The sequence below is a fragment of the Pseudoalteromonas sp. SIMBA_162 genome (assembly GCF_046535955.1).
GTDB classification, from domain to species: Bacteria; Pseudomonadota; Gammaproteobacteria; order Enterobacterales; family Alteromonadaceae; genus Pseudoalteromonas; species Pseudoalteromonas marina.
This window is the reverse complement of record NZ_JAWJBQ010000528.1, coordinates 1-266: the sequence shown is the minus strand read 5'-3', so window position 1 is coordinate 266 and position 266 is coordinate 1. Positions and strand designations below refer to the sequence as shown.

The window sequence follows — 266 nt, the reverse complement described above, 5'->3', positions numbered from 1 at the left end:
GCATCGAACAGGCGTCCGAACTGATTTACCGGTCGTTGCTCGCGAACGGCGTCGCGACGCCGAAGGTCGCGATCGCCGCGTTCAACCCGCACGGCGGCGACGGCGGCAGTTGCGGCCGCGAGGAAGTCGACATCATCGAGCCGGCGGTGCGCAAGCTGCAGGCGCGCGACTGGCCGACCGACGCGCCGTTCCACGGCCCGTTCCCTGCCGACACGATCTTCCTGAAGGCGCAGGCCGGCGACTACCAGGCGATCGTCACGATGTAC

1 protein-coding gene is annotated in these 266 nt (G+C 68.8%); it reads left to right on the top strand.

Annotation, left to right across the window (positions count from 1 at the left end; genetic code table 11):
- Nucleotides 1–266: 4-hydroxythreonine-4-phosphate dehydrogenase PdxA (locus R0J88_RS20790; RefSeq protein ID WP_410900994.1), on the top strand; the 266-nt coding region annotated here is incomplete at both ends.